A 24,160-nucleotide genomic window follows, 5' to 3' on the forward strand; every position below is an offset into this window, starting at 1 on the left:
CCCCCCCCCCCTATCACGCATTCGATACTAGCGAAAACCACGGGTTTGTCGTCCAATCATGACGGTGCCGCCGTATTGGGTGACAGTCCGTTCGCGGCCCTGCCGACAGATGTGAACCGCGGCGCACTGGCCGCGTGACATCCAGCTTGCATCCAGCAAGCTTCCAAGAATCTCCACCGGGGTTGAAAGCCGGTCTTTCGCTACATCGAAGGCCCCCTTATGGCAAGGGCGGTTTCATGGAATCATCCGAACGAAAGGATGATCATGAAAGCGCAAAGACCGGCACATCTCCGTGCGCCGGAGACCATGGGCTCCGGGGCGCACCCGCAGCGCATAGTCGCGACCAAAAAACTCGTGGCCATCGTCGCCGCGGTATCGCTCGCCGGAGGATTCGCCGCCGGAACGGGTGGCGTACTCGCGGCACGACACTTCGGATACGGCGTCGGATCCTCCGCCATGGGCGCGCCTCCGGGCGCAGGCGGCGCGAACACCATGAGCTACGACTACACCGGCTCATATTCCGCCACGCTCACCGCCGACGGCAAGACCGCCACGGCAAACGGCAAGACGCTGACCGCAACCAAGACCGACCGGAACGTGGCATTGGCGCAGAACGGCGGCACGCTCACCCTCACCGACGCCACATTGAACAAGTCCGGTGACGGCACGAACGACGACAACGACAACTTCTACGGCACGAACTCCATCGTGCTCACGGTCGGTGAGAAATCCAAATCCATCATCAGCGGCAGCAATCTGACCGCCACAAGCTCCGGTTCGAACGGCGTCTTCGCAACCGACTCCGGCACGGCTCTCGTCAACGACACCACCATCACCACATCGGCCGACAACTCCCGCGGCCTCGACGCCACCTACGGCGGCACGATTGTGGCGAGCAGCATCACGGCCACCACGTCGGGCGACCACAGCGCGACCGTGGCCACCGACCGCGGTGGCGGGAGCGTATCCGTCACCGACTCGACCCTGAAAACCTCCGGCTCCGGCTCGCCATTGCTCTACTCCACCGGAGACGTGCAGGCGAGCGGTGTGAAAGGCGTGGCGACCGGCAGCCAGATCGCCGGCATGGAAGGCCTCAACACCATACTCATCAACGACTCCACGCTCGAAAGCACCATCACGTCGAAAACCGCCTCCGATCCCGTGGCGAACGGCGTGATCATCTACCAAAGCACATCGGGCGACGCCGAAGCCAGCACCGGCGAACACGCCACGTTCCAGGCCAAGGACTCCACGCTGAAATCGGCCATCGAATCCGGATCGATGTTCTACTTCACCAACACCACGGCCGACGTGGTGCTCAGCAACACCACGCTGGACTTCGACTCCTCCAAGGCGGCGCTCATCACCGCCGCCGGCAACGACTCGAACAACTGGGGACAGGCCGGCTCCAACGGCGCCACGGTGAACTTCACCGGCCGTGGGCAGAAGCTCTCCGGCGACGTGAAAGCCGACACCATCTCCACTGTGAACCTGTACCTGCTGGACGGATCCTCGTGGAGCGGTTCGGCGACGATAACGAAGAACTCGGCCGCCTCCGATTCGAGCACCAGCGATGCGCCGATAACGGTGAACGTGGACGGCACCTCCACTTGGACGGTGACCAAGAACACTACGATATCCGCGCTCAACGTGGCCTCCGGCGGGCGCGTGGTCGATTCCGACGGCAACACCGCGACCATCGTGGCCGGCGGCAAGACCGTGGTGCAGGGCAGCGGCAGCGTGACCGTGACGGTGACCGGCAGCTACTCCACCACCGTGAAAGCCGGCTCCGACACCGAACTCGCGGGCGATGACGACCTCATCGACCGCAGCGCATTCGACAAGCAGTTCGGCACCTCGACCACATGGAGCATGGGGTGATATGAGGTGCTGGGCGCAGACGTTCCGAGGAACTGGTTCGGTGGATGCAGGTCGGTGCGCGAATCGCTCGATAGGGCGACGACTTGATAATCAACGGCAACCAGTGGCACGCAATTGCAATCAGCAACAATCAGCAACCTTGTGAAAGGACAATCATCATGACTACGCAGACACTCAACTCCAGCCTCTTCGGCACCGCAACGGTCGGATGCGCCGAGCGCACCAAGTTCGTGCCCACCAATTACGGCACCGTGGCCACCAAGGGCAAGACGCTTTCGCTGAAGCACATCATGGCGTCGGTGTCGCACGGCTTCGGGGCGATTGGCGGCGATCGACGTGCGGCCGAAACCAGTGCCGCGACGTCGAATACTCGGGCGTCGGGCGCTCGGTCGGTCAACGTCCGTTCTGCGCGAAGTATCAGTAGTTCGTCGGATTCTAGCGGCGTTGGAAGCGGACGGTCCGCAGGAATCATGCTGCAGGAGGGCTACGGTTTCTCCGGTGGCAGCGGTTCCGGCTCTGACGGCGGCTACGGTGCCGGCGGCTCGGGTTCCGGTGGTCTCGGCTCGACTGGTGGGAACGGCGGCTCCGGCTTTGGCGGCGGCAGCGGTTCGGGACCGCTTCCTTCGTACCCCGGCTCGAATGGCGGCAACGCGAACAATGGCAGTGGCGGTAACGGCAGCGGCGCTCGCGACCCACGTGGTAATGGTCATCGCAATGGCGTGAACGGTCCTGCCGGTGGCAAGGGTGCGGTCGGTGCTCGCAAGGGTCTCGGCGGCAAGACGTGGGCGCTGATCGTCGCCGTGGCATTGGTATGCGGTCTTGCGGGCGGTGCCGGCGGTGCGTTTGCGATGACGAAGATCGCTGGTGGGGCCAGCAGCCAGCAGATGCAGCAGGGGCCGGGCGGCCAGAACAGCGGTAATGGCAACGGCAGTAACAATGGCGGAGGCATGGGCCAGCCGCCGAGCGGTGGCCAGGGCGGTCCTGGAGGACAGGGCGATTCCTCGAACGGCAGCGGTTCCTCCGGCTCTGACTCGAGCGGTTCCGGGTCGTCGGGCAACTCCGGCAATTCGAGCGGCTCGGGCTCGTCGAGCAGTGATTCCGGCTCGACCAGCGGCAGCTCGTCCTACAATCTCTCCGACAATACGGTCGGTGATGGTTCGATTACTGCCTGATCGGTGCCGCGGTTATGGGCTGACCGATAGCATGTTCGCCGAATCAGCGGGCGTCGATGACGAATGCCGCTGACTGGGCGACTGCCTTTGTGGCATGGAACGCAATGGATATCATTTCTGACGTTCCGTGCCACACGACTATGTCATGGAGCGTCAGAAAGGTCATGCTGTGTGCTCCGCGCCACGAATTCGTGCCATGGAGCACGAGAATCCGTCTTTATGCCATTCCGTGGCAGCGTCTTCGGCGGATGGCGGAACGTCGCTTTCCATAATCGTTGAAATATCAACGTATGTAATCGCGTCCTGCCGTATGAATGACGATAGATCTGGCAGGGAAATATCCATTGCGGAAAATTTGCGTTCTCTGCCGCAAAAACGTGGCAGAGAACGCACTATCGGTGGATAAGAACATTCCCTGCCAATGCTTTCAGTTCGTGGGATCGGTCCGCGGGCTCACGACTGGTATTCAGTCGGTAAATGCGTCGGCGTACGCCTTGGCGGCGGCGTCCAGCTCCTCTTCGGTGATCGCCGACGTGTTCTGCACGAGAATCGGCTCGCGCCACGTAAGGTCCACGCGGAACGCGGTCAGCTCGAACGGGCTGAGCAGCTCCTTCATCGTGTGCTTGTATTCGCCGTCGGTCTGGTAGCGTGACGCCGGCGAGCCGGTCGTGACCACGAGCTGCAGGGTCTTGCCGTCGAGTGCGGTGCCGCCGGCGTACGCCCAGCCCGGCGTAAGCACGGTGTCCTTCCACTGCTGCAGCAGGCCCGGCGCGCTGTACCAGTAGAACGGGAACTCCAGTACCAGATGGTCGACCGACTCCACGAACGCCTGCTCGGCCGCCTTGTCAACCTTGAAATCGGGGTAGAGGGCGTATTCGTCGCGCACGGTGACGTTGCTGAGATGACGGCTTTTCAGCTCGTCGATCAGTCGGCGGTTGACTTTCGATGCGGCATAGTTCGGATGAAACAGCAGGATTCCGGTGGACATGGATTTCGTTCCCTTCCATAGATTTGGTGGATGACCGGTTCCAGTGTATTGCCGGTGCATTGCGGTTTCCGCGAGATGTCCGTGACATGTTTGCGTGTATTGACCGCGTGTCTGGGACGGAACCATGGTTGTCCGTTCGGAAGGCATCCATGATGCGTCTGCGGTGTGCTCGTGGCCTATTTGCGACACGCCCGGATTTTTATTGCAAATCCCAATGATTCCAATGCTTTTCGAGTTTTTATGATGTTTCGGTTGGACAAACCAAAATATCTGTGTATAGTAGTTACTCGTTGCTTCAAGCGACATGCGGACATAGCTTAGTTGGTAAAGCGCGACCTTGCCAAGGTCGAGACCGCGGGTTCGAGTCCCGTTGTCCGCTCGCAGACCCGGGCGGTTGGCGCAGAGGTAGCGCACTTCCCTGACACGGAAGGGGTCACAAGTTCGAATCTTGTATCGCCCACTGAGCCGATTCGTTCGGTGAAACCGATAGTGATATCGGGAGCGTCGGGTGATTGGCGCAGCGGCTAGCGCACTTCCTTCACACGGAAGGGGTCGCAGGTTCGATTCCTGCATCACCCACGATGTGTGCAGGTCTTGCATCTGCCGCAGATAAGTAAATACGGGGCTATGGCGCAGCTGGTAGCGCATCTCCATGGCATGGAGGGGGTCGGGGGTTCGAATCCCCCTAGCTCCACGGATACAGTCCTCCGAAGCTTCGGCTTCGGAGGATTTTTTGTTTACTGATTGGCTGGGCTCGCAAATCCAGTCGGACGGGTTTCTCGAGCTGTGTGGTGTACGGGGCGCGCGGGGTATTTGGGATTCACTCGTTTGGCGGGGACTGAAAAGAGTGAACGAGAATGATTCTCAAGAGAACGGAAATTCTTTGGTATGTGGCCGATCGCCATGTTCGGTAATGAGAAAAAAGACGAGCGTTTGGGATTCACTCTTTGGCGCCGTTGCGAAAGAATAAATCCCAAGATGCCCGATGCCCCTGCAGTGCTTGCAGCTGATTCGGTGATGCCTGCGACCGGTTTTGCAATGCCTGCGGCCGGTCTTATGGCACTCGGGCCGGTCTTGTGCCGTACGCGGCTTCTACGGTAGCTGCACCGGCTGCTTGGGATGGGCCTTGCGCCACCACTGCTGCACGAAATAGGCGCCGTAGCAAAGCACGATGAACACCAGCTCGGCCCCGAGCGCGAACCGCTGCTCCTTGTCGAAGAAGACCAGCAGGAACGAGGCGGTGCACAGGATGAACGCGCCCCACGAGGTCCACGGATGGCCGGGAGTCGCATACTTGAGCTCGCCGACCGTGTGGCCGGAGGCGATCCAGCGCTTGCGGAACACGATCTGGCAGTATGCGATCGCAATCCACACCACCACGGCGGAAAGGCCGGAAAGCGCCACGAGCACCAGATACACGGTCGACGCCGCCACCACCGACGACAGCAGCGCCAGCAAACCGCCGGCCATGGCCGCGCACAGGGCCAGCATCGGCACTCCGCGGCGGTTCGTCTTGGCGAACCAGCGGGGAATCATGCCCTCGTTGCCCATCGACCACACCATGCGCGTGGAGGCGTACAGGCCGGAGTTGGAGGCGGAGAGCACGGCCGTGAGCACCACGAAGTTCATGATGTCGGCCGCGTAGGGGATGCCCACCGAATTGAGCACAAGCACGAACGGGCTTTCGCCCACGCCTGCCTGACGCCATGGGATCAGCGCGCTCATCACTACGATCGAGCCGATGAAGAACAGGACCAGACGCCACAGCGTGGTGTGGATGGCCTTCGGCACCGCCACCTCCGGATTGCGGGTCTCGCCCGCCGTCACGCCGATGAGCTCGGTGCCGGAGAATGCGAAGTTCACGGTCAGAATCGTGGCGAACACGGGCATGAAGCCGTTGGGGAAGATGCCGTCCTTGAACAGGTTGTCGAACATCGGCGCATGCGTGTACCCCTTCATCGGGATGACGCCGAAGATCGTAAGCGCGCCGATCAGAATGAACGCGCAGATCGCGAACACCTTGATGGAGGCGAACCAGAACTCCGCTTCGGCGAAGAACCGCACGGAGAGGGCGTTCAGCGTGAAGATCAGCACGATGCACGCCGCCGACCATATCCATGTGGGCGTATGCGGGAACCATCGCTGCATCAGCAGGCCCGCGGCCGTGAACTCCGAGCCGAGCGCCACCGTCCACGTAAGCCAGTATTGGATGGCGATGACGAATCCCGTGCCGGGGCCGATGAACTTCTCCGCATACACATGGAACGATCCCGTCACCGGCATCGCCACCGAAAGCTCGCCCAGCGTGAGCATGACCAGGTACACGATCACCGCGCCGATCGCGTAGGCGAGGATCGTGCCGATGGGTCCGGCCTGCTGGATCGTATAGCCGGAGCTCAGAAACAGGCCGGTGCCGATGACGCCGCCCAGCGAGATCATCTGCAGATGCCGCGCCTCCATGCCGCGTTTGAGATTCGTATGCAATGCGTGCTTTTGATGCGTACCCGGCTGCTCCCCGCCGTTCTCGTCGGCCGGGGAGCCGGTGCGCGCTGCCGTTTCGGTATCGGACTGGCTCATGATGCTCTCTTCAAATGCTGTAAAGTTCCGTTTTCCATTCGTTCGGCTGCCGGTAAGACAGCCCCGAACAGTATACGTTTCCAAGCCTACGAGCGTGCGTGGCAGTGCTGACTTGGCGCGCGTATGAGGCTAGAGTGGAAGGGGTTCGGTATTCGCATCGATTATCGAGAAGCAGAGTTTAGAGAAACGCGAGAAATGGAGCACAAGATGCCTTCGCCGCAGGCAGGATGGTATCCCGATCCGTCGGGTGACCCGACGCAGATTCGTTGGTGGGATGGCACGCAGTGGACGCAGAACGTGATGCCGGCGCAGCATGCGGCCGCACCGGCTGCGCAGTCGGCGTCCGAGTCGACGCCGGTCGTTTCGTCCGAGGCGGCCGCGCAGTCGGATGTCGCTCAGGCGGGTGTTGCTCAGGCGGCTGCTGAACAGCCGGTCGTCGAGCAGCCGGTCGTCGAGCCGTTGTCGCAGAACGACGCGGCCGGTCAGTCGGAGGCGCCTGCAGTGCCGCTTCCGACGTATGATGCCGCGTCGACTTCGCAGCCGGAATCTTCCGCAGCGCCGGAATCCGCCGATTACCAGTCCGGATACCAGGGCTACCAGACGCCTGAATATCAGGCCGCGAATGTTCCGGGCACGAACGGTCAGGTTGCGAATGGCGGCTACCAGTCGCCCGAATACCAGGCCGGCCAGCAGTCCGGCTATCAGGGCTACCAGCAGGTGGAGCAGACGCCTGGTCAGCAGCCGGTGTATGGCGGTGCCGCAGGATATCAACAGGGCGCCTACCAGCAGCCGGGATACCCGCAGGCTCAGCAGAACGGCTACCAGCAGCCGTATCAGACGGGTTACCAGCAGCAGGGCTATCAGCAGCAGTATGGCGCCACCGCTGCGAACGGCGCGATCTATCCGATGACCGATTCCGACCGTACGCTGCGCATGGTCGCGTTCATCCTGAACATCATCAGCATCGCGGCGACGTTCTGGCTGATCATCCCGATGGCATGGATGATTCCGATGACGATTCGCAGCTGGGGCATCTACAAGGGCACGAAGCCGAACACGATGGCGTTCGGCATCTGCACGCTGCTGTTCTGCAGCCTGATCGGTGGCATTCTGCTGCTGGTCTCGACCAAGAACGAGTGACGCCAGACTTCGTGTAATGCCGGACGTCGCCTGACATCCGGCCGGCATTCCCGAATATACGGGCATATACGGGCGCAAGCCGCCGAAACCGGCAATGTGCGGTGCTTTATGGTCGTTTTCCGCCGGAAAAACGACCATTCGGCACCATACATTGCCGATGACGGGGGTTTGCGCCCGTATTGTTGCGCGATTCGGTCATGACCGCGGCATTGGCAATGGCGCGGACTAGGATATCCACGGCGAAAAAGGAGCGTGACGATAGGAGAGCGGCATGACGGAGGCGAACGCGGAAAAGGGGCCGGCGGAAGAAGAACCGTCTAACAAGGCCACGCCGAACAAGACCACGACGACCGATTGGCGACGCATCGGATGGCTCGCGGCGGCGACGCTCGTGCTCGGCGCGATCATCGGCGTGGGCGCGGGACTCCTCACGCTGCTGCTGTACGGCGTGGAACACGTGATGCTCGGCTATATCGAGGGGCCGTCGGTTCCCGGCCCGTTCGCCGTGCCGTGGATTCGACGGGCGATTTCGGTGACGGCCGGCCTGGTCATCGCCGCCGTCATCTGGTATCTGCTGCGCACCAGGACCACGAAGGTGCCGTCGGTGAAGAAGGCCGTCGCCGGCGAACGGATGCCATGGTGGCAGACCGTCGTGCACGTGGTGTTGCAGATCTTCATCGTCGGATCGGGCGCGTCCATCGGCCGCGAGGTCGCGCCGCGCGAACTCGGCGCCATGCTCGCGCAACGGTTCTGCGACGTCTTCCATCTCGAACGCGCGGACCGGCGCATGATCGTCGCCGTGGCGGCGGGCGCCGGACTCGGCGGCGTCTACGACGCACCGCTGGCCGGCATGTTCTTCGCCGCGGAGATCCTGCTCGCCAGCATCTCCATCGAAACCATCGCGTTCGGATTGGGCATGTCCGCCGTGGCGGCCTACGTGGCCTCGCTGATTAAAGGTCATCATGCGTTCTACGACATCACGGCCATGCAGCCGGGGGAGACGCCGAGCCTGATGTTGTTCGCACTGCTGTGTGGCGCGGCGTGCGGCGTGGCCGGCGCGTTGTTCCGTCGCGGCTCGTCGTGGGCGGAATCGCATAAACCGGCCGGAGACGGCGCTCGCGGGCTGCTGTGGCAGATGCCGTTGGCTGGCGTATTGACCGGCGTGGTCGCCATCGCCGTGCCGCAGGTGATGGGCAATGGTCGTGCCGCCGCGCAGTTGGGGTTCAGCACGTTCGTCGGCGCTTCCGGCGTGGAGTCGTCGTCGGGTGCCGTGCAGTCGGCTGCGTCGGCGGCCGCCTCGCCGTGGACGCAGCTGGCCGACGGCAATGATGCGCTCGGCGGGTGGCTGCGCGGGTTTGGATTCGGCGGCACTGCAAGCACGGGCGTGGGCGGCTCAGGTGCCGCAGCGTCGGCCGGTGCCGGTGGTTCCGGTGCAGCCGCCGCGCACACCGTGTCCAGCCTTGATATGCAGCATCTCGGCCTCATGCTCGCCATCCTGGCCGTCACGTTCGCCGCGAAGGCCGTCGTCACGTTGCTGACCATCCGTTCAGGCGCGTCCGGCGGCGTACTGCAGCCCGGCATCGCCCTCGGCGCCACGCTCGGCGCGATGCTCGGCCTCGTGTGGACGCTCGCGTTCCCCGCCGACTCGGTCACGGCATGCGCGCTCATCGGCGCCGCCGCACTGCTCGCCGCCTCGCAGCAGGCCCCGCTCATGGCCGTGTGCCTCGTCATGGAACTCACCGAAGCGCCGATCACGTTCTTCGTGCCGGTCGGCATGGCCGTCGCTGCGTCCGCCTTCGTCTCCAGCTGGCTGCTTGGCCGCACGGCCCGCAAGCCGGTCGCCGTCGCCGTCTGATTCCCGTACGAAACACCCGAACCTTCTGATTCATGGTGCCAAATGGTCGTTTTCGCCGCGAAAAACGACCATTTGGCACCATGAATCACGGGAAAACGTTGGAATCGCAACGATGCAACCAGTGGTTGCGTGGCGGTTGCGGAGGATTTTCGGTTGCGATTCGCCCATGCAACCGCAAGATGGTGGCGGGTCGCGGTGCCGTGATGCGATAGTGAAGTCATCGTCCGGACATGACATGATGGAACCGCTACAGAAGGGGTACGACGATGACTTTCCGCACCAATCTGCAATATTTGCGCTCGCGACGCAACATGACGCAGGAGCAGCTGGCCATGCTGCTCGGCGTCTCGCGGCAGGCGATCTCAAAATGGGAATCCGAGAAGGCGTATCCCGAAATGGACAAGCTGCTCGCCATCTGCGACCTGTTCGGATGCACGCTCGACGACCTTGTGCTCGGTGACGTAAGCCGGCCGGGGACTGTTGCCGGTGGCGGTGCCGACGGTGCCGGTGCGGCCGGTGGCGGCGACGGTGCTGGCGCCGGTGTGGCCGGTGGTTCTGACAGTGCCAGTGGTGACGACGCCGTGGCCGAGACGCAGGGCGGAACGGACCGGCGGGCGGCAGGCGACGGGACGGAGGCCGCCGAGAAGTCCGTGGCGTCGCGAGGCTCGCGGACTATGGCGCGGCCGGAAGCCTCGGCACCGGCGGCGGGCGGTATATCCGATGCGTCTCCCGTACCTACAACGCTGCCGAAGGATCTGACCGGCTACGACGACCATCGCCGTCGTTTCGCGCTGCTGCTCGCCTCCGGCGTCGCCGCGATTATCGCGGGCGTCGCCGTCGCGAACCTGTTCGATTCCGAACATTCCATGCTTGGCGCCTCCCCGCTCAACGATTTCCTCACGTTCGCATGCATCTGCATGGGCGTGGTCGTCGGGCTGGCGCTGCTGATTCCGGCCGTCGCGTCGCATACCGCCTTCAAACGGCGTCATCCGTACGTCGAGGATTTCTATACCGAGGATGATTACGGTCGTGAGTCGCGTCTGCTGGCCGTCGGCGTGGTGGCGGGCGTCGCGGCGATTCTCGTGGGCATCGCGGTCGCCGTGTATGCGGGTGACGTGATGGGCGTCGACGCCGGATGGCCGAACATGATCATGCTGCTGCTCGACGCCGCGGCCGTATTCGGCTTCGTCTACTGCGGAATCCGTCGGTCCATGCTGAATATCGCCGGCTATAACCGGGACGTCGAGACCGAACGTCGCAAACGTGACGGCACCCTGCCGTTTTCGGCAAGGCTTTCCGGGGCCGTGTCCGGCATCATCATGCTCGTCGCCACGATCGTCGGGCTGGGACTGCTGTTCTTCGGCGTCGACGACTTCTGGATTCCGTGGCCGGTCGGCGGACTGCTGTGCGCGGTCGCCGGCATCGTCATCAGCCTGCTCAAGGACCGACTTGACCGCTGATTCGCACCGTACGGCCGCTAATCGGTCATGCGTCGGTAGATGTTCCGCTTGAGCTCCTCCTCGGTTTCCGATCGGGTGAGTGGGCGATAGATGTTCGGAACGGTGGTGTATCCGGCATCCTGCAGGTGAGCGGTGATGTTTTTCGTTGATCGTGACTCGTACTCATCAGGAGTGCATACGATTTTTGAGAACATGACGACCAGTGACGATTCATTGGCCGAATCGCGGGCGATTTGCGATGCTTTGTCGTTTTCCTGTTTGGAGACTGCGCTCCAGTCAAGACGCCATCCCGCGTCGTGGGCTATGAGATCCCAGAACATGCGTTGGGTGCGGCCGTTGCCTTCGCGGAATGGGTGAAGGATGTTGAAGTTATCGTAGTTTGCGCTGAGCCGGTTGATGAAGGTTGCGCGATCCATGTGCCGCAGCAGGTGATCTTCCCTGAGTACTTGTTCGGAATACCGAACACCCATGTCGAACACTGCGAGCGGCTGGAAGACCTGCCCGTCCCCCTTGGCGATGTCCACCGTTCTGATCTGTCCCGCCCAATCATAGACGTCCTGGAACAACTGGTGATGAATCCATTGCAGCTGTTCGAGTGTTCCCGATGCCTTTGGAGGATTCGCGCGCAGCTCCAATGCCCTGACGGATACGAGGTCGTTTTCGGCTGCTTCGAGGTCTTCCACGGTTTTGGCGCCTACTAGATTGCGCAGAACGCCGGTCCCGGGAATCAGATACGGATCAATGGCATCGGGTAGCTCGATCATACGGTTTCCAGCCCATAGCGACGGCGCGTGCGATTAAGCAACTCACGCACGTCGATTTTCTCCTCGACGTAGTCGCGTGCGTCGGCAAGGAACGCCGGCGTGACGTCGCCGCCCTCCATATGCGCGGAATGGATGACCTCGGCCACGCCGATTGCGCGCGATTCCCGCTCTGTCATACGGCCTCCTTCGGTAGGGACAATCATACCTAGGTTGTCACTTGGATAGAGGCCTATGCCGTTTTCGTCGGGTCCTTTTGGAGGGTGAGGAAGACGAGGGCGACGACCAAGAGGATGGCGATCGAGAGGACGCCGAGGCTGGCGTTGCCGGTGAGTGTGGTCGTCGTGGCGACGAGGAACGTGCCGAGGATGGAGGCCGTCTTGCCGAAGATGTCGTACAGGCCGTAGTACTCGTTGGCGTGGTCCTTGGGGATGATCTTGCCGTAGTAGGAGCGGGAGAGCGCCTGGATACCGCCCTGGAACATGCCGACGAGAATCGCGAGGATCCAGAACTCCACGGCCGTCTTGAGGAAGAACGTGGCGAAGAACACGATGCCCATGTACGCCACGACGGCGGCCATGATCATCGGCTTGCAGCCGAAGCGGCCGGCGAGACGACCGTAAAGAATCGCGCAGGGGAACGCGACGAACTGCGTGACCAGCAGCGCCACCACCAGCTGCGTGGAATCGATGCCAAGCTGCGTGCCATACGACGTGCTCATCGAGATCACCGTGTTCACGGCGTCGATATAGAAGAAGAACGCGACCATGAACATCCACAGCGGCTTGTTGCGCACAAGCTTGCGCAAGGTGCCGGCAAGCTCGGTGAACGTGCCGCGCACCGCCTCGCGCGTATGCTCGCGGGTGGCGCGGTAATGCACCTGACGGTAGCTGGTGAGAAGCGGGATCGTGAACGCCGCCCACCAGACGGCCGTGATGACGAAGCTCGCGCGCGTGCATGCCACCGTGGACCAGCCGGCCAGGGCCGGGCCGCCGAAGATCAGCGCGATGCAGGCGATGAACGGAATCGTGGAACCGACATAGCCCCAGCCGTAGCCGTGCGAGGATACCTTGTCCATGCGCTCGTTCGACGTGGTGTCGATGAGCATGGAATCGTAGAACGTGAGCGAGCCGTTGAGGCCGATGGTGGCGAGCACATAGACGATGAGGAACGGCAGCCAGGTGAGCGGCAGAGCGAGGGCCGCGCACATGACCGCGCCGGTGCCGAAGAAGCCGAGGAAGAACTTGATTTTCATGCCCTGCACGTCGGCGATGGAGCCGAGCAGCGGCATGAGCAGGGCGATGACCAGCGAGGCGATGGTCTGCGCGTAGCCCCATGCGGAGACGATGTTGCCGTCGGCCGGCATCAGCGACTTCGCGTAGATGGGGATGACCGCGGTGGAGAGTAGCACGAATGCGGAGTTGCCGACGTCGTAGACGATCCACTTCTTCTCGCGGGATGAAAGACGGCCGCGCGGGGGAGTCGGGAATTTGCCGCGTGCCAAGGCTTCCGGAGCATCCTGCCCCTTGATGGCGCCGGCATGGTTCGCGGTGTCGGCGGTTGTGCCGGTGGCGCCGGTGGCGGGGGAATCCGCGGCGTCGCCGGTAGTGGTGACGCTGGCAGGGGTGTCGTTCGCGGCATCGGCTCCGAAGTGGTCGGTCATAATACTCCTCGCATCGAATTCAGCTTTCATGGTAACGGTGGATTCTTCGCGACGGCACCCCTGAATATGAACGCATGATGAATTGCCGGACGCTCTTATGGTTTTCTGCGTATTGGCGGCTGGGACGGGGCGAGGCAAAACGGCGTCGGACGTCGCCCGGCTGCTAGAGTGGCAGCAGACGATGCGGTTCACCCGGAAAGGGGCGGCGATGAGCGAGCATACCGGCGATGCCGGCGACGAACGGCCTGACGAGGGGCGTGGAGATTCATATTCCGAAAAGAGACCACGTCATGGGGCTGCCGGCGGAGCGCCCTTGGCTGAACATGAATTTGCTGCCAGTGCCAGAGCCCATGACGGTCGAACCGGCGTCGGCCGGCATGCGGCCCCTGCAGCCGTTCCCGTTGCCCCTCCTCAGTCGTCATCCCGGTCATACGCCCCGTCGATGCCTTCGCAAGGCTATCCGGCTCCGCCGCAATCGACGGTGTTTCCGCAGCCGACGGTTCCGCAATCGATAGCACCTCCGCAGCCGGCGGTGTCCCAGCAGGCGGTGTCGCCTCCGCAGCCGACGGCGGCATATGCGGCATATACGCAGTCAGGCGCATATCCGCAGCGGTCTGAAACGAATCCGTACACCGTGTACCCCGTCCATCCGGCGACCATGTCGGCCGGCGGTCCCGCGACGGGCTTTCCTGCCGATGTACATCAGCATTCCGCCTATCCGTCTCCCGCCGCGGCGTATCCGGCATCCCCGTATTCCGTCGCGACCTATCCTGCTGCGGCGTATCCGACCGTTCCATATCCGGCGGCCCCATACCCTGTCGCCACATATCCTGCCGGCCCATACCCAGTGGCCGTTGCGCCGGCGAAGCCCGTCCGCTTCTTCCCGGCGGTCAATCTTCGCGATGCCCGCAAGGCGTTCAACCGCGTCGGGTGGGCGCTGTTCGCATTCCTTATCGCCACCGGCGTCGCCGCCAGAATCATCGGCATCATCGCCAGGCAGATAAGCCCCGGCATCACCGACAGCTCCGGTTCGGCGGCCAGCCTGCTGCTGGCGTCCCTCGCCCAATACGGCGTGGGCGTGCCGCTCTGCCTGCTGCTCTTCCGTCTTGCACCCCAATACCCGCCGCAGCCCAGGCCCGACGAGCCCGACGCCCGTCCCGGCATCAAACGATGGCTGATGCTGTTCCTTATGGGCTTCCCCATCATGTACGGCGGAAGCATCATCGGCCAGCTGGTCTCGAACCTGCTGTCGATGGGCAAATACTCCAACGTGCTCGACGACCTTTCCGGCGATGCCGGCGGCACGACGGGGGCGGTCGACTTCGCCGTGCAATCCCTCGTGGTCGTCATCCTCGCACCATGCTTCGAAGAGCTGATATTCCGCAAGATGCTCATCGACCGGTTGCGCATATACGGCGAGAAAATCGCGATATTCACATCGGCCCTGCTGTTCTGCCTCATGCATACGAACACGTATCAGACGTTCTACACGTTCGGATGGGGCCTGATCTGGGCCTACATCTACACGCGAACCGGCCGGCTCCGCTATAACATCGCCCTGCATTCATCCGCGAATCTCGTCGGCGGCGTCATCGGACCGCTGATATTGATGAATCTGGACACATCGGCGCTCGACAACGTGGATTGGAACGACTCGCAGGCCGCAGTCGAGGCGCTCGCCCGATCGGCGCCGGCGCTCGCGGTCATCGGCGTGTACCTCCTCGCCATAATCGGCCTGGCCATCACCGGCCTGGTGCTGCTCATCGCCAAGCGCAAGGAGTTCTTCATCAAGCAGTCGGAACTGGAACTCGCACCGCGCAACCGCGTACGTGTGATGCTCGGCAATCCCGGTATGATCGTGTTCGTGACATTGACCGTTCTGGCAACGTTCGGCGCGCCCGTCATCGCCGCGTTCTCGTGACGGTAGCGTAAAAAACTCGATATAATACCCGCTTTATTTGCAATATCGCGCATTTCACGCTAATATCGTGAAGTTGTGTGTTCAGGCCGGGGCCTTCCCGACGGGGACACGGGAAAGACTTGAACAAACAGTAAGTTAGAGGAGTCATCATGGCAGCTCGTTGTGCAGTCTGCGGCAAGGGCCCGCAGGTCGGCTACACCGTTTCTCACTCGCATATCCGTAACAAGCGTCGCTTCCTGCCGAACCTGCAGTCGGTTCACACCCGCGTCGATGGCGAGAACGTTCGCCTGCGCGTGTGCACCTCCTGCATCAAGGCCGGCAAGGTCCAGCGCGTCGCCTGATTGGTTCGCGCAAGTGCAGCGGTAGAGCCGCGTAAACGTAGAATCCCGTGAGTTCCGACTCGCGGGATTTTTTTGCATTGCAGGAGTCTGCGGGTTCCTGAAGTCCGACGGTCCACGCGGGCGGTCACAATGGGGCGTATGACCATTGCCCTTGATACCGCCATCTCGTCGCTGATGGCGAACAAACGACGTATCGGAGCGTTGAAATCCCTGGGCATGACCACGGTCGGCGAGGCACTGACCTATTATCCGTTCCGCGTGACCGACCCCGTGCCCGTCAAGCCGATTCGCAGCGTGACGGTCGGCGTGAAGGTGGCGTTCGCGGCCACCGTGCGGCAGATGCGCGTCGTGCCGATGAACGCGCGGCGTGGATTCCGCGTGGAGGCCACGCTTGACGACGCCGACTTCGTGGGCGGCGATGGTTTCGGCGGAGGGATGCCGAACACGACGCCCGGTGTGGCGCGACTGGTGTTCTTCTCGCGCAACAAGGGCTACACGGACTGGATGGGCATGCGTCTGCGTGCCGGCAACGTCGTCGTGATCGCCGGAGAGCCGACGGTGTTCAACAACAATCTGCAATTCACGCATCCCGACGTCATCGTCGTACGCGACGTAGGCGGCCGTCCGCCGGAAATCGATTCCGTGGACGAAGCGCTTGCCAAGGTGTCGCGGCCACAGCCGGTGTATCATGCGAGCTCACGCATCTCGACCGATCATATCCACGAATCGATTCTTGGATTCCTGCGGATGATGGCCGCCGAAAGAGCTGAAAATGTCGAAAGTGCCGGCGAGGTTGGGAACGACGGCGGTGTTGGGAACGGCGGAAGCGACAAGACCGGTGCCGACGTCGGCGCTTCAGGCATCACCGGTCTTGAGGCCGAGCCGACGCCGCTCGATGCGTCGTCGCTCATCCATGCGATTCCCGACATCCTGCCCGAAACCGTGCGTCGGCAGAACCGTCTGATGCACAGGGCCGAGGCATTTCTGGCCATCCATCGCCCCGAATCGGTCAGGCAGTTCCATGACGGCATTCGCACCATGCGCTTCGAAGAGGCGTTCGTCGCGCAGACCGCGCTGCTCGAGGCACGACAGCACGCCGCCACATTTGATGCGTTCCCGTGCCCCTCGCCCGAGAACGCCGACGATTCGTTCAAGGAACGGTTCATCGCATCCCTGCCGTTCTCGCTGACGGCCGGCCAGCAGACGGTGATCGACGACATCGCCGCCGACATGGCCAAGACGTCACCGATGCAGCGACTGCTGCAAGGCGAGGTCGGCTCCGGCAAGACCGTCGTGGCGCTCGCGGCCATGCTGCAGGCCATCGACGCCGGCCATCAGGCCGTGCTCGTCGCGCCCACGCAGGTGCTGGCCGAGCAGCATTACGAAACCATCGGGCGGATGACCGCCAAGCAGGGCATCGATGTGCTGCTGCTGACCGGCGGCATGAAGCTGGCCGTCCGTCGTCGCGTGCTCGCCAAGGCCGCGAGCGGCGAACCATGCATCGTGGTGGCCACGCACGCCGCGTTCTCCAAGACGTTCCAGGCGCCGAATCTGGCGCTCGCGGTGATCGACGAACAGCATCGGTTCGGTGTGGAGCAGCGCGAGACGCTGCGTCGCAAATCCGAGCATGCGCCGCATCTTCTGGTCATGACGGCCACGCCGATTCCACGTACCGCCGCCATGACATGGTTCGGCGACCTCGACATTTCATGGCTGACGGAGCTGCCGGGCGGTCGCAAGCCGATTCGCACGATCGTGGTGCCCGAGGCGGACGGCCGTACGATGGCGCGCATGTTCGCGCATATCCGAACGCGCGTGGATGCGGGGGAGCGGGCGTACATCGTCTGCCCGCGCATCGACGAGCATCCGGAGGACGACGGTGAGGCGGCTCCGGCGTCGAAAGCGGCGTCGAAATCGAAGCGGTCGAAGGCGGCGAACCGTGCCGAGGAATACGGCCCGATAATCGACGATCCGTTCGACGATGGCGGCGACGCGGAAGGCACGGCTCCCAAACCGCCGTTGCACTCCGTGGAGGAGATCGTGGCCCGACTGGCCGCATTGCCGCAGTTCCAAGGCATCGAGCTGGCCACGCTGACCGGTCGCGACGACGACGAGACCAAGCGCCAGGTGATGGACGATTTCTCATCCGGACGAACGCCGGTATTGGTGGCGACCACGGTGATCGAGGTCGGCGTGGATGTGCCGCAGGCCAGTTGCATCGTGATTTTCGACGCCGATCGTTTCGGGCTTTCGCAGCTGCATCAGCTGCGCGGACGTGTGGGGCGAGGCGGCACGAACAGCTGGGCGTTCCTGGTTTCACGGGCCGAGCCGGATTCGCTGGCCGCGCAGCGCCTGGAGGTCATCCGCACATCCACCGACGGCGCTGACATCGCGCAGGCCGACATCGAGCTGCGCGGCGCCGGCGACGTATTGGGCGACGCGCAGTCCGGCGGCCGGTCGTCGCTGAAACTGCTGCGCGTGGTCAAGGACGCCGATATGATCGCCGAGGCGCGCGGACAGGCGCAGGCATTGCTCGACGCCGATCCCGACCTGCGCGGCGAGGTCGAACTGGCCGGCGCCGTGCTCGACTTCACGCGCGGCAACGAGCAGTTCATCACCAGTACGTGACCGTGCGACGTGTGGGCCGGCGCCTTCGTCGCGTGGCTGCTCGGCTCGCGTGCATAATGGAATCTATGCGTATTATTGCGGGACGATTCAAGGGTTTTGAGATCACGACGCCGAAAAGCGGCACACGGCCGACGACCGACCGTACGAAGGAGGCCATCTTCTCCCATCTGATGGCCATCAATATTCTTCCCGACGCGCGCGTGCTCGACCTGTTCGCCGGTACGGGCGCGCTCGGCATCGAGGCGCTGTCCCGCGGGGCGAAGTCGCTGGTGGCGGTGGAGGCCGCCGGCCCGGCCGCCTCGATGCTGGGCAAATCGTTCGCCCGGCTGAAGAAGTCGAAGGCGTGGGAGCCCGATATGGGTGCCCGTGTGGTCAGGACGAAGGCCGAGAAATACGTTGGCATGCAGGGGGAAGGCGTGCGCGGCGAATCGTTCGATTTGATTTTCATCGACCCGCCGTATGCCTTCGAGACCAACGATTGCAATGCCTTGATGCAAATGTTGGTGAGTGGCAAGATCGTCGACTCACGCGGCGTCATCATGCTGGAGCGGTCGGCACGCTCCGACGAGCCAACCGCTCCCGAGGGGTGGGAGATCACCCAGTCGCGCAAATACGGCGAAACCGCCGTGTTCTACTTCGAACGCTGCTTGGAGTAGGCGTCAGAAATACCGCACGGGCAGATGCTCCGGCGGCAGACGGCGCGGATGATGTCCGGAGACCTCCCAGCCGAGCAGCATCAGCGTCTTGCGGTCGGCCTTGCTCAGGGCCTTGCAGTCCAGCTGTTCGATGAGGTCCGGACGGATGCGCGACGTACGTTCCAGCGCCTCGTCGCGGCGGAACCGGTCGACCCTGCCGTGGTCGCCGCTGGTCAGGACGTCGGAGACGGCGATGCCGCGCCATGCTGTCGGGCGCGTGAACTGGCGGTGTTCCAGCAGCGGATCGCCCGTGTAGGATTCCTCCACGATGGATTCGGGATTGCCCATGAATCCCGGAATCAGGCGGACGATGGCCTCGATCATGGCCGAAACCGCCACCTCGCCGCCGTTGAGCACATAGTCGCCGATGGAGTATTCGCGCACTTCGACGCCCTGCCTGGCGTAATACTCCGGCACGCGCGCGTCGATGCCCTCATATCGGCCGCAGCCGAAGATCAGTCGCCTGGCGTGGGAGAGGTCCGTGGCATCGGCCTGCGTGAACAGCGGCGCCGACGGGTTCGGGAAGATGAGAATCGGCTTGGCCTGCATATCAGGGTCGTTGGGGTCGTTCGCGCTGGCGGCGTCGGACGTGTCGATGGAGGATCCGGTGGCCGCCGGATGGTCGATGGGCACGTTGTAGCCGGGGGCTTCGTCGAACAGCGAATCCAATGCGGCGACAAGTTCGTCGGGGTCCTTCGCCTCGCCGAGCAGATGCTGGGCGGCGTCGCGTTTTTCGGAGGCCGCGGCGTCGGCGCGTTCCTCGGAGGTCGTTGCGTCGGGAACGGGCGTGCCGGCGGGTGTGGCGGCCTCGGTCGGCGCATTGCCGGGCCTGGGCACCAGATGGAAGTCGCGTGAGAGGATTGGCTCGCCTTCGGCGCTGAAATCGACGGGCTTGAGACCCGTCAGATCGTCAAGGCATTCGGCCCAGATCTCCGGCTTCATCACCATGCCGGCGCCGCCGCCGACCGGGGTGTCGTCCACGGAATGATGCACGTCATGCGTCCAGTCGCGCAGATTCCGCGCGGTGACGGTCAATAATCCGCGTTGTTGGGCCTTGCCCAATAGGCTGAGTTTCAATACGTCGAAGTATTCGGGGAATACGGAAACGATGTCGATATGCATAGGTTCCAGCGTATCGCATACGCGGTTCGCGAGTTCACGAATCGATAGATACCGGTGATGTGAGCGCTAAATTTCCGCCTATCTCGCGATTCGTGAATGGAGGCACCTCACAAATCATCGGAACCACCGCACAAATCGTCGGGTTTTCGGGTTTGCAGACGGCGGGAACCGATATATAGTTACTTCCGTAAACAGCTTTTAAAAGTTAATAACAAAAGTTGAAACCGTTGGAAACACAAGGATTCGGCGGGTGATACCGGCGTTAACGGCTGATGAAAGCGCAAATGATGAACCATCACAAACCATCCGACAAAGGAGTTGCAATGGAAGGAATGATGAAGGGAGCCTACCTCCCCGGCAACAGCACGGTCGACCTGCGAGAGATCCCGATTCCCCACCCCGGGTATGGCCAGGTGCTCGTCAAGATGAAGGCCTCCACCATCTGCGGCAGCGACATCCGCGCCATTTATCGTGAGCACACCGGCAAGGGCCCCGAAGGCTACCAGAACAAGGTCGCCGGCCATGAGCCCTGCGGCCAGGTCGTCGAGGAAGGCCCCGGCGTGCAGAAGTTCAAGACCGGCTCCCGCGTCATCGTCTACCACATCCACGGCTGCGGACTGTGCCACGACTGCCGCATGGGCTACCAGATCTCCTGCTCCTCCGAGCAGCGCGCCGCATACGGCTGGCAGCGCGACGGCGGCATGGAGGAATACGTGGTCTGCGACGAGCGCGACCTCGTGGCCCTGCCCGACGAACTCACCTACACCGACGGCGCCCAGGTGGCCTGCGGCTTCGGCACCGCCTACGAGGCCATCGAGAAGATCGGCGTCTCCGGCAACCACGCCCTGCTCGTCACCGGCCTCGGCCCGGTCGGCCTCGCCACCCTCATGCTGTGCAAGAGCCTCGGCGCCAAGCAGCTCATCGGCGTGGAATCCAACCCGTACCGCATCGAGCTCGCCAAGAAGCTCGGCCTCGCCGACGTGGTGCTCACGCCGAGCGAGAACAACGTGCAGGAAGTGCTCGACCTCACCGGCGGCCACGGCGTCGAACGCGCCATCGACACCTCGGGCGCCGACGCGGCCCGCGCCACCGCCGTGCGCGCCACCCGCGCATGGGGACGCATCGCCTTCGTCGGCGAAGGCGGCACCGTGCACTTCAACCCGAGCCCCGACATGCTCCACGGCCAGAAGACCATCTACGGCAGCTGGGTGACCAGCGTGGCCCGCATGGAGACCCTCGTGGAGAACCTCGTCGCCTGGGGCATCCACCCCGAGGACCTCGTCACCGACCGATTCTCCATCGACGACGCGTCCAAGGCCTACGAGCTCATGGCCAGCGGCAAGTGCGGCAAGGTCGCGGTCTGCTTCGACGAGGAGCTCAAGTAACTGTCGGCTGTTGCCAGCCGTCCCTTCCATGAGGAGGCGGAGAGCAATCTTCGCCTCCTTTTCCCGTATGACCTGTTTGCCCTTCATAATGGCTCCCCTCAAGGTTGAGGGGAGCTGACCGCCATGAGGCGGTCTGAGGGGAGTTCGAATCCGCTGTCGAGAAAGACCACCATGATTCTCCATAACGTATTGACCGAGCCCGAGGCATTCGCGCCGTACGGGCGCGTACTGCCCTCCGACTACGACTTCACGTCCGTCATCGACGTGCTGAACAACAACACCGACGCCCCCGAAGACGGCGTCGTGTATGTGCCGAGCCTTGACAAGCTCGAAGGCCTGCCGGTCTTCGCAGACCTGCGCGACCGCATCTTCGGTGGCCTGACCATCCAGGCCGGCTACTGTAACGGCACCAACACCACGCTCAACGCCCTCGAATGCCACCGCGGCATCGAAGTGCTCGTCGCCGCCGACGACATCGTGCTCATGCTCGGCAAGAAGCAGAACATCGTCATGAACGACGGCGACTACAGCCTCGACACCGGCACCATCGAAGCGTTCCTCGTACCCGCAGGCACCGCCGTCCTCTACTACGAGACGACCATGCACTACGCGCCCGCCACCACCAAGGGCACGTTCCGCACAGCCATCGTGCTCGTCGACGGCACCAACACCGACAAACCCATCATCCGCCCCGGCAACGAGGAGGACCGCATCCTCTGGGCGCGCAACAAGTGGCTGCTCGCACACCCCGACTCGCCCGAAGCCGCCGAAGGCGCCTACGTCGGCCTCGTCGGCAGGAACCTCGACCTCAACGAGGATCTCGTCTACCCCGACGCCCAGTGGTGACGACGGCCGTCCGACGGGCGACCTTCAGATGACGGACCGCTGGCGAGGCCCCATGCCTCCGCCGGCGCACACTTACGGCCACAGGCGACGCAGCCCATGGCCCCCGGCCCGCATTCAACGACGAAACCGCGAGGCCCCGCAACATCGTCCGACCCAACGAGGAATCATGACTTCAACAACACCCACGGCACCGCAATCCGCAGCATCAACCCCGGCCGCAAAACCGCGGAACACCCGCAACTTCGTGTTCTATCTGCTTGGCCTCATCGGCCACGACGTCTTCTACTTCGGCTTCTCCCTCTATCTCATCAAATTCATCACCGGCCCGCTGTTCGACAGCGGCGACAAGGCCTACGACGACCGCATGGTCGCCCTCATCTCCGGCATCATCATCGTGGTGCGCATCATCGAACTCGTACTCGACCCGTTCCTCGGCACCCTCATCGACAACACCAAGACGCCCATCGGCAAATTCAAGCCGTGGATCATCTTCGGCGGCGTCGTCGGCTCCGGCAGCTTCGTCATGCTGTTCACCTCGTTCGGCGGCGCGAACATCGACAATCCCATGCTGTACGTGGTGCTGTTCACCGTGTTCTTCCTCGTCATGGACTGCTCGTATTCGCTGTACGACATCTCCATGTGGTCGATGATTCCCGCCCTCTCCGACACCGCCGAAGGCCGCAGCATGGCCACGTCGGTCGGTCGTCTCGGCGCCGGCCTCGGCCAGATGATCGTCACCGCCATGGTCATCCCCTCCGTGCTGCTCGGCGAGGGCATGTTCGGCAGCGAACACAACGGCTGGCTGTTCTTCTCCGTGCTCGTGTTCCTGTTCGTCATCTCGTCGGTACTGCTCACCACGTTCGGCATCAAGGAGGTCGACTCCCCGCTGCGCGTGACCGGCGAGAAGACGAAGTTCAAAGACGTGTTCCGCATCGTGTTCTCCAACGACCAGCTCGCCTGGCTCTCGCTCTCCAGCCTGTGCTACTACTTCGCGCTGGCGCTCACCGCCGCGCTCATGACCTACTACTTCCAGTACATCTACGGCGACGCCGCCAGCTATTCGATGATCTTCGGCCCGGCCACGCTCTCCGCCATCGTGTCCATCGCGTTCTATCCGTCGCTGCTCAAGCGATTCGAACGCAAGCCGATACTGTTCGCCGCCATGGGCGTGATGCTGCTGTCGTTCGTCGTGTTCTTCATGGCGCCGGCGAGCATGGGCGTCGTCATCGTGGCATCCGTGCTGTTCCTGTTCCCGCAGCCCATCATCTGGGCGTCGCTCACGCTCGCGCTCACCGACACCATCGAATACGGGCAGTGGAAGACCGGCAAGCGGCATGAAAGCCTCACGCTCGCGCTGCGACCCATGCTCGACAAGTTCTCCGGCGCATTGTCCAACGGCATCGTGGGCCTGGTGGCCATCGCCTGCGGCATGACCGGCTCGGCCACGTTCGCCGACATCGCCTCCGGCGGAAGACTGCTGTTCAAGGCGGTGATGTGCGGGGTGCCGGTGGCATTGGTGCTGCTCAGCATGCTGATCTACCAGCTGAAGTTCAAGATCACCGTGAAGTATCACGAGGAGATTGTACGCAAGCTCACCGAAGCGGCGTAACGGGTGTGGCCGAGTCGACGGTTTGGCGACTTTGCCTCCAAGCGCAGTGCGGGCGGCTTCCCTCGGAATCGGGAGAAGCCGCCCTTTTTATCGATTCCTGTGCCGATTCCTTTGCC

At 63.0% G+C, this 24,160-nt stretch carries 18 protein-coding genes and 4 tRNA genes; 16 read left to right on the plus strand and 6 right to left on the minus strand.

The window, feature by feature from the left end; all coding sequences use genetic code 11:
* Positions 1-264: 264 nt before the first annotated feature.
* Together CS006_RS03925 and CS006_RS03930 are read left to right on the plus strand one after the other, a co-directional pair.
* Complete coding sequence (locus CS006_RS03925; RefSeq protein ID WP_243386723.1) at positions 265-1,881, plus strand: beta strand repeat-containing protein; 1,617 nt, start codon at positions 265-267, stop codon at positions 1,879-1,881.
* A 158-nt stretch (positions 1,882-2,039) separates the two neighbouring features.
* Complete coding sequence (locus CS006_RS03930) at positions 2,040-3,053, plus strand: hypothetical protein (RefSeq protein ID WP_100510509.1); 1,014 nt, start codon at positions 2,040-2,042, stop codon at positions 3,051-3,053.
* Positions 3,054-3,519: 466 nt separating this feature from the next.
* Here CS006_RS03930 and CS006_RS10735 read toward each other — a convergent pair whose 3' ends face one another.
* The gene (locus CS006_RS10735; RefSeq protein WP_165777235.1) at positions 3,520-4,041 is read right to left on the minus strand and encodes an NAD(P)H-dependent oxidoreductase; all 522 of its coding nucleotides are present in this window, start codon (positions 4,039-4,041) and stop codon (positions 3,520-3,522) included.
* 306 nt (positions 4,042-4,347) lie between these two features.
* On the opposite strand from CS006_RS10735, the gene CS006_RS03940 reads away from it, so the two are divergent.
* The 4 genes from CS006_RS03940 to CS006_RS03955 all read left to right on the plus strand — a co-directional run bounded on the left by CS006_RS03940 (position 4,348) and on the right by CS006_RS03955 (position 4,735).
* A tRNA-Gly gene (locus CS006_RS03940) sits at positions 4,348-4,420 on the plus strand.
* Between the two features lie 9 nt (positions 4,421-4,429).
* Positions 4,430-4,501, plus strand: a tRNA-Val gene (locus CS006_RS03945).
* Positions 4,502-4,547: 46 nt separating this feature from the next.
* Positions 4,548-4,620, plus strand: a tRNA-Val gene (locus CS006_RS03950).
* Between the two features lie 42 nt (positions 4,621-4,662).
* A tRNA-Ala gene (locus tag CS006_RS03955) sits at positions 4,663-4,735 on the plus strand.
* Between the two features lie 398 nt (positions 4,736-5,133).
* Here the strand turns inward: CS006_RS03955 and CS006_RS03960 are convergent.
* Positions 5,134-6,618 (minus strand): amino acid permease, encoded by a 1,485-nt coding sequence (locus CS006_RS03960; RefSeq protein ID WP_100510511.1) that lies wholly within the window; start codon positions 6,616-6,618, stop codon positions 5,134-5,136.
* Between the two features lie 207 nt (positions 6,619-6,825).
* On the opposite strand from CS006_RS03960, the gene CS006_RS10945 reads away from it, so the two are divergent.
* The 3 genes from CS006_RS10945 to CS006_RS03980 all read left to right on the plus strand — a co-directional run bounded on the left by CS006_RS10945 (position 6,826) and on the right by CS006_RS03980 (position 11,073).
* Complete coding sequence (locus tag CS006_RS10945; protein ID WP_243386725.1) at positions 6,826-7,758, plus strand: DUF2510 domain-containing protein; 933 nt, start codon at positions 6,826-6,828, stop codon at positions 7,756-7,758.
* 364 nt (positions 7,759-8,122) lie between these two features.
* Positions 8,123-9,613, plus strand: a complete 1,491-nt coding sequence (locus tag CS006_RS03975; RefSeq protein WP_423734830.1) for a chloride channel protein — start codon at positions 8,123-8,125, stop codon at positions 9,611-9,613.
* A 266-nt stretch (positions 9,614-9,879) separates the two neighbouring features.
* Entirely contained in the window at positions 9,880-11,073 is a 1,194-nt protein-coding gene (locus CS006_RS03980; protein ID WP_100510513.1) for a helix-turn-helix transcriptional regulator, read from the plus strand.
* A gap of 17 nt (positions 11,074-11,090) precedes the next feature.
* Here the strand turns inward: CS006_RS03980 and CS006_RS03985 are convergent, their stop codons facing one another.
* From CS006_RS03985 to CS006_RS03995, 3 genes are read right to left on the minus strand one after another with little or no spacing between them, the layout of a single operon-like run.
* On the minus strand, positions 11,091-11,837 hold the full coding sequence (locus CS006_RS03985) for a Fic/DOC family protein (RefSeq protein WP_100510514.1): 747 nt from the start codon (positions 11,835-11,837) through the stop codon (positions 11,091-11,093).
* Positions 11,834-12,013 carry an antitoxin VbhA family protein gene (locus CS006_RS03990; protein WP_100510515.1) on the minus strand — a complete coding sequence of 60 codons (180 nt, stop codon included), beginning with the start codon at positions 12,011-12,013 and terminating at the stop codon, positions 11,834-11,836. Before CS006_RS03990 ends, CS006_RS03985 begins: the two co-directional genes overlap by 4 nt.
* A 53-nt stretch (positions 12,014-12,066) precedes the next feature.
* Positions 12,067-13,497, minus strand: a complete 1,431-nt coding sequence (locus CS006_RS03995) for an MFS transporter (RefSeq protein ID WP_243386727.1) — start codon at positions 13,495-13,497, stop codon at positions 12,067-12,069.
* Positions 13,498-14,344: 847 nt separating this feature from the next.
* Between CS006_RS03995 and CS006_RS10740 the strand changes: the two genes are divergently transcribed.
* The 4 genes from CS006_RS10740 (at position 14,345) to rsmD (ending at position 19,043) form a co-directional block, all read left to right on the plus strand.
* Positions 14,345-15,418, plus strand: coding sequence for a CPBP family intramembrane glutamic endopeptidase (locus CS006_RS10740; RefSeq protein WP_165777236.1), 1,074 nt, complete (start codon positions 14,345-14,347; stop codon positions 15,416-15,418).
* A gap of 149 nt (positions 15,419-15,567) precedes the next feature.
* Positions 15,568-15,759 carry a 50S ribosomal protein L28 gene (gene rpmB / locus CS006_RS04005; protein WP_100510517.1) on the plus strand — a complete coding sequence of 64 codons (192 nt, stop codon included), beginning with the start codon at positions 15,568-15,570 and terminating at the stop codon, positions 15,757-15,759.
* A gap of 138 nt (positions 15,760-15,897) precedes the next feature.
* A complete protein-coding gene (locus CS006_RS04010) occupies positions 15,898-18,387 on the plus strand; it encodes an ATP-dependent DNA helicase RecG (RefSeq protein ID WP_100510518.1) in 2,490 nt (829 codons plus the stop codon).
* 65 nt (positions 18,388-18,452) lie between these two features.
* Positions 18,453-19,043, plus strand: a complete 591-nt coding sequence (rsmD, locus tag CS006_RS04015) for a 16S rRNA (guanine(966)-N(2))-methyltransferase RsmD (protein WP_100510519.1) — start codon at positions 18,453-18,455, stop codon at positions 19,041-19,043.
* A gap of 3 nt (positions 19,044-19,046) precedes the next feature.
* Here the strand turns inward: rsmD and CS006_RS04020 are convergent, their stop codons facing one another.
* On the minus strand, positions 19,047-20,204 hold the full coding sequence (locus CS006_RS04020; protein ID WP_100510520.1) for a tRNA (guanosine(37)-N1)-methyltransferase TrmD: 1,158 nt from the start codon (positions 20,202-20,204) through the stop codon (positions 19,047-19,049).
* 323 nt (positions 20,205-20,527) lie between these two features.
* Here CS006_RS04020 and CS006_RS04025 point away from each other — a divergent pair, with 323 nt between their 5' ends.
* From CS006_RS04025 to CS006_RS04035, 3 genes are all read left to right on the plus strand, one after another.
* Positions 20,528-21,589, plus strand: a complete 1,062-nt coding sequence (locus tag CS006_RS04025) for a zinc-dependent alcohol dehydrogenase family protein (RefSeq protein ID WP_100510521.1) — start codon at positions 20,528-20,530, stop codon at positions 21,587-21,589.
* Between the two features lie 171 nt (positions 21,590-21,760).
* The gene (locus CS006_RS04030) at positions 21,761-22,435 is read left to right on the plus strand and encodes a DUF4867 family protein (RefSeq protein WP_100510522.1); all 675 of its coding nucleotides are present in this window, start codon (positions 21,761-21,763) and stop codon (positions 22,433-22,435) included.
* Between the two features lie 166 nt (positions 22,436-22,601).
* The gene (locus CS006_RS04035) at positions 22,602-24,044 is read left to right on the plus strand and encodes a glycoside-pentoside-hexuronide (GPH):cation symporter (RefSeq protein ID WP_165777237.1); all 1,443 of its coding nucleotides are present in this window, start codon (positions 22,602-22,604) and stop codon (positions 24,042-24,044) included.
* Positions 24,045-24,160: the final 116 nt, after the last annotated feature.

The sequence above is a fragment of the Bifidobacterium primatium genome, from assembly GCF_002802875.1.
GTDB lineage: Bacteria > Actinomycetota > Actinomycetes > Actinomycetales > Bifidobacteriaceae > Galliscardovia > Galliscardovia primatium.